This is a genomic window from Ruoffia sp. FAM 24228 (genome assembly GCF_045528575.1).
In the GTDB taxonomy this organism is placed as follows: Bacteria; Bacillota; Bacilli; order Lactobacillales; family Aerococcaceae; genus Ruoffia; species Ruoffia halotolerans.
The window spans coordinates 36,020-42,019 of sequence record NZ_JBGQQZ010000016.1; the positions used below are offsets into that span (position 1 = coordinate 36,020).

Genomic DNA, 6,000 nt, shown 5'->3' on the forward strand with positions numbered 1-6,000 from the left:
ATAAACCATAAATATACAAAAATTCAAAAAAAGCTTTGATTATTATCGGAATTTATTTTAAACACTTTAAAATAGCTTATACTCAGCCTAATCAAGCACTATTTTACACAGAAAAAAGTGCCAGCGAAATAACTCTCACCAACACTTTTCGTTTAAGAAAATTAGTTATTAAAGCGACGTAAAATACGGGTAAACCAATTATCTTTTTTCTTACTTTCAATTGTCATTGTCTGAATCGCTTCAGTAGCAGCATTCGCACGTTTCATTAATTCATTTTGAGAATTTAAATGAGTGGCAGTTCGATCTGGACGAACATAGTCTCCGTCATATTGCAAGACGCGCGCTTTCATTGTATCTGCTAATTGCAATTCAAGAATATCAAGTACTTCCGCTTCGATATCTTGATCTAAAATTGGAAACTCAATTTCAACACGTTTTGTCATATTACGTGTCATCATATCTGCAGAAGATAGGAATAGGTGTTTTTTGCCATTACGGTTAAAGTGATAAACACGACTATGCTCTAAGAATCGCCCAACGATACTGCGTACGTGGATATTCTCTGAGATACCTGGTATACCAGGACGCAAACAACAAATACCTCGGACAATTAAGTCGACTTTCACACCAGCTTGACTTGCTTCATACAATTTTTGAATCAAAGGTTTATCAGTTAATGAATTCATTTTCGTAATAATACGCCCATTGCCATATTGTTTTTGATAATCAATCTCTTCATTAATGTAATCAATTAAGGAATCACGAATCTCAAAGGGGGAGACGTGAAGATGCTTGTAAGTCGGTCTTTCTGTATAACCACTTAAGTAGTTAAAGAAACTAGATGCATCGCTAGCTAATTCATCGTGAGAAGAGATGACACCCATATCTGTATAAGTATTTGCTGTTTTGTCATTATAATTTCCAGTACCTAAATGAATATATCTTTTAATCTTATTGTCGTCTTTGCGAATAATTAGCGTGATTTTACTATGTGTCTTTAACTCGCTCACACCATATAGAACGTGACAACCAGCTTCTTCTAGTTCACGAGCCCAATAAACGTTATTTTGTTCATCAAATCGCGCTTTTAATTCAACCAAAACAGTCACTTCTTTACCATTCTCAGCGGCTTTTTTCAAAGCAGAAATAATGGGGGAATTTTTTGATACACGATAAAGCGTTTGTTTAATCGCAATCGTATTCTTATCTTCAGCTGCTTGTTCCACAAAGGATACAACCGGTTTGAAGGAGTCGAATGGGTGATTTAAGAAGATATCTTTTTTATCAGCCTCATCGAATAAGCTCTCACCTAAATGTTTTGGATTTAAATGCGGTGTAAATGGTTTATATAACTGATCAGGGTGTTCCTCACCAATTTGGTCAACAAGTGAGAACAGATAAGTAAGATCAAGCGGACCATCAACTAAGTAGATATCTTGGTCAGCTAATTCAAGAATATTTTGTAAAAATGTATGATGGTCTGAATTATAATTTTCTACACCACGTGTATCGATTTCTAAACGGACAGCCATTCCTTTTTTTCTACTTTTAACATAATCTTCAATCAGTGCTAATAAGTCTGCGGCACTGTCTTCAATGATGTCGAAGTCAGCATTTCGTGTAATACGGAATGGGTAAGTGTACTTAATTGTGTAACCAGTAAATAAAGCACTAATAAAATGAACAATAATATCTTCTGTTAATATAATTGTACGTTTTTTCCCCACTTCAAGTGTTGTATAGCGATTTAATAATGAAGGGATAGGAACGATGGCAGTTAATTCTTCCTTTTTCTGTTCAAGTTGAACAAGAATATTCAAACTCTTATTCGATAAGTGAGGGAAGGGTTTATATGCATCGACTCCCAATGGTGATAAAGTTGGAAGAATCAAGTCTGTAAAATATCTTTCTGCTTGAGCCAATTCTTCTTCATTTAACTCATTCATTCGCTTAATTGAATAATTTAAGGAATCCAAAGTTGGAATGATTTCGTTATATCGTTTGTACTGTACGGTGACATTTTCATGATTTTTCTCACTGATACCTTGTAATAAATCTCTAGGTGTCATTTGAGTTTTGTTTTCAGCGACTTTTACACCGGCTAAAAATTGATCATAAACTCCAGCCACGCGAACCATGACAAACTCATCTAAGTTTGAAGAGCCTATAGCTAAGAAGTTTAATTGCTCAAGTAAAGGATTCTCTTTATCAAAGGCTTCATCAATACAACGACGATTAAAATCTAACCAACTTAATTCTCGGTTAAAGTAGTAATTAGGATTATCTAAGTTAATCGTTGTCTTTGATGCATTCGCTTGATTTGAAGAATCATGATTCCAGACGTTATCCACCATTTTATTATCTTCCGTTTGTTTATTCACAAAATGCTCCTTTCTCACTACAGACTAATTATTTTTGAATGAATTCTATTTCTAAATCACCATCTAATGCTCTTTCAAAATGCTTGGCATGGCGCATACTCCGGTATTTTTCTGCAATCACTGGAGCTGAGTGATAAATATCAAGTTTGTAATTTTTATCTTTGGTACGATATAGTTTTAAATCCTCTATCGGACCAGTTTTTGAGTCGTTTAAAGCAGAGCTAAATTTTAAGACGCCACCTAAAACTTCTAAGTTACTAATTTCTTCATCTGTTAACCAATTCTCATAGTTTGTTAGATATTGCTTAAATAGTGATCGGTTACGGTAACTTGCTAGTAATGCAAGACACAGACGTTTTCGATGCGAGAAACCGAGTAAGTTCATATTAGATAATAGGTAGAACGTATGCTGAGAATCGGCTTCTGGACTAATAAAACCACCAAAACGGTAAATATAAGCTGCAAATTCAATTTCTTCTTGAGTTTCATAACTGTATGTCAATAAGCCAAGTTTACAAAGTTGTTGATATAAGCTAATAATAATATCAACGATAATTTGAGCCCCAACAGTGTTAATAGGAAAATCACGAACAACTTGACGAATCGATCGCACGCGAATGAGTTGGTTATCTAATGGATAATTGTATGTATGATTAATATATTTGAGAATAATCCCTTCACGTAAACCTTGTGATGACAGTAGGAATTCTTTTGCTTTTACTATTTTAAAAAGCTCTAGAAAAACGATATTAGCAGGAATAATCAAATCTTTACGGTCGGCACTAAGTCCTTCAATGTCAGTCATATCATCAATATCTGTTGATATAAATAAATCTAGTGTTTCTTTAATATCATCTTCATCCATAGAATAGCCATGGACTCCGGCCATTTGGTAATCAACTAAACGTTGATGAACATTCGCAATGTTACGGGCTGACCCACCAATTGCCACAATCGGTAGCTTCGCTTTTTTAATCCAATCAAACTGTTTAAATTGCTTGCGGACATATTCTTGAACTGCCTCAATGGCTTCGGAATCATTATGATCTTTGTCTTGGAAGAATTGTTTGCTTAAACTTACAGCACCAAAAGGAAAACTGTGGTATTGAACCATGTTTTTATCTTCATAATAAGTAATCTCACAACTTCCACCACCGATATCGATTGTAATCGCATCATTAACGACTGTCGAATGAGTGATAGCGTATTGACCGTAACTTGCCTCATCTTCTTCAGAAACAAGATTAATTTCTAAACCAGTGCCCTCTTTTACTTGTTCAAGAATATCTGCTTTATTAACAGATTGACGCACGGCTGCGGTTGCCATAGGAAGGATTTGAGCTACATTAAATGATTCAGCTACGGCTCTAAAACTGATTAAAGTTTCAATTAATTTATCAATACCGTCTTGAGACATCTGAGGGTTTTCACCATCTTTATCAGTAATTAAATACTGCGAAAGACGGGCAGGTGTTTTAATATTTTGGATTTCGATATAGTTGTATTGCTCATCCAACCCGAATATCACAAGTCGAATGGTGTTGGAACCAATATCGATAACTCCGATAACTTCTTTATACATAAAAGGATCCTTTCATTTATATGTAATTTGAAATACGTTCGATTAATTCTTGGGATGTATTGACGATTTCTCCGTTTAATTTTATTAATCCAACTGTATACAGATTAACATAAGGGAACTGAGATTCGGCAACATTTTGCAGTGCATCTAATTTTTCTTGGTTATCCGCACCTTGGTGACGTTGGTCAGAGTGAAGGCCAATGACAGGTATTCCTGCTTGGTAAGCAATGCCAATTTCTGAAGCAACACCTGGGTCAATGACTAACCCGTCTAGTATCGCAACAACTAAATCACTTTTTAACACAGCCTCTGTATCAGCTTTAGCAATCATCATTGAATCTGCATAACTTTGTTTATCATTAATATCACCTTGTTCTTGAGGTAAGAACACAGTGCTTTCTGTATATTTTTCTCTAATTTGTTTAACTAATTGAGCGTTATAATTTAATTCCATTTCACTAAATAATGGGCTTGCAAAATAAATTTGTGACATATAAATAATTCCCCTCTCGTTTATATATTTATTATAACTGAGGAGGTCAGAATGCTCAATTGAGAAGGTGAAGTTATTACTTTTTAAGTGCAGGTTTATCAAGCATATAAATTGATATTATAAAAATCTCACGTTAAAATAATTATATAATTTATAATGAAAGAGGTGGTTTCATTGTCAAAAACTGAGAATGGATTTAATTGGTGGTCACTTATTGTTGGAATTATTTATATTATTTTAGGGATACTTGCATTTAACAACCCACTTGGAAGTGCCAGTTTTGTCATATATTTATTTGCTTTTGCGGTAGCGTTTAAGGGGATTACGCAAATTATAATTCGTAATCGCTTAAAAGAATACACAGGGATGACGAATAATTGGCTGATTGTGATTGGTATCATCGATATTATTATTGGTGTATTCTTATTCTTTAACATCACTGCCGGTGTTATTGCTTTACCAATCGTATTTGCGATTTGGTTTATCATTGATTCAGTTATTGCCTTGGTATCAGCAAGAGCGATTAGAAAATATAGTAAAAGAAATTTCTGGTTAATTGTGTTTTTATCTATTATAAGTATCATCATTGGAATCATATTAATCTTTAATCCAATCGCATCAATTCTGACAGTTGCTTATTTAGTTGGGATTTACTTCACGCTAAACGGCTTATCATTTGTAATCCAAGCTTTTTAATATGTTGAATTGCAATAAGTATTGCGACAATTTTTTATTTACTCAATTAATAAGAGTTCGTGTAAAAATACTTCCAAGGGTGTTTGGTAATCTAAGCATTTCCTAGGACGATTATTCATTAACCACAAAGCTTGATTGAGTTCTTGGTAAATCACTCTAGCGAGGTCTGTTTTCTTAGGAAAAAAATCACGCAGTAAACCGTTAGAGTTCTCATTGGTTCCTCTTTGCCAAGCACTATAAGCATCGGCAAAATAAAAATCAATCCCTGCTGCTTCGACCTCAGGATAACAAGCAAATTCTTTTCCTCGATCTGAGGTAAAGGACTTTAAAGCTTCCTTAGGTAAGTTTTCTCTCAAATCTTCAATCGCAGTTTGCATAGCAACTTTAGAGCGATTTGGCATGGGTAAAGCAATATATATACCAATGTCATTAAGTTAAGAAAAAGTCTGTCGAATTAATCGATAGGCTTTTTTTCTGCCATTTTTTATCAAATCTTATTCAAAAAAGACCTGAAAATTAAGCGTAAATACTTGACAACCCAAAAAACACCTAAAAAATCTCACTTGATTAGAGCTTTTTTAGGAGGAATTAATGTGAATAACTATCAAAAAATAACGTATCAATATCTACAGTCAGCGATTCAATCCGTTTGTCAAAATCGGGAAGAACATGTCTATTATCCTTCCGCTGATTTTACTCGGAAACGCAAACTGCCCATGTTGGTTGTTATTGAATCGATTATTAAATTCGGCGCTCAAAGCCTTAACAGCGAATTACTTGAACAATGGAACTACCATGTCGAAACTCCCACCGCTTCAGCTTTTGTTCAAGCACGTGCAAAATTAAAA

Annotated in this window: 4 protein-coding genes and 2 pseudogenes; 2 read left to right on the forward strand and 4 right to left on the reverse strand. The window is 34.2% G+C overall.

The features are described 5' to 3' along the window. Positions 1-161: 161 nt before the first annotated feature. Genes ACEN33_RS04480 through ACEN33_RS04490 form a run of 3 tightly spaced genes read right to left on the reverse strand, consistent with a single transcriptional unit; the run spans position 162 to position 4,456 of the window. A complete protein-coding gene (locus tag ACEN33_RS04480; protein WP_407094650.1) occupies positions 162-2,354 on the reverse strand; it encodes an RNA degradosome polyphosphate kinase in 2,193 nt (730 codons plus the stop codon). A 55-nt stretch (positions 2,355-2,409) separates the two neighbouring features. After that, entirely contained in the window at positions 2,410-3,963 is a 1,554-nt protein-coding gene (locus ACEN33_RS04485; protein ID WP_407093896.1) for a Ppx/GppA family phosphatase, read from the reverse strand. Positions 3,964-3,979: 16 nt separating this feature from the next. Continuing rightward, positions 3,980-4,456 (reverse strand): nucleoside 2-deoxyribosyltransferase, encoded by a 477-nt coding sequence (locus ACEN33_RS04490; RefSeq protein ID WP_407090546.1) that lies wholly within the window; start codon positions 4,454-4,456, stop codon positions 3,980-3,982. 174 nt (positions 4,457-4,630) lie between these two features. On the opposite strand from ACEN33_RS04490, the gene ACEN33_RS04495 reads away from it, so the two are divergent. Continuing rightward, positions 4,631-5,152: a DUF308 domain-containing protein gene (locus ACEN33_RS04495; protein WP_407090545.1), complete on the forward strand. Its 522-nt coding sequence runs from the start codon at positions 4,631-4,633 to the stop codon at positions 5,150-5,152. Positions 5,153-5,190: 38 nt separating this feature from the next. Here ACEN33_RS04495 and ACEN33_RS04500 read toward each other — a convergent pair. Next, positions 5,191-5,568: pseudogene (locus ACEN33_RS04500) on the reverse strand (IS30 family transposase); the annotation flags it as partial. A gap of 177 nt (positions 5,569-5,745) precedes the next feature. Between ACEN33_RS04500 and ACEN33_RS04505 the strand changes: the two are divergent. After that, positions 5,746-6,000, forward strand: a pseudogene (locus ACEN33_RS04505) (hypothetical protein); the annotation flags it as partial.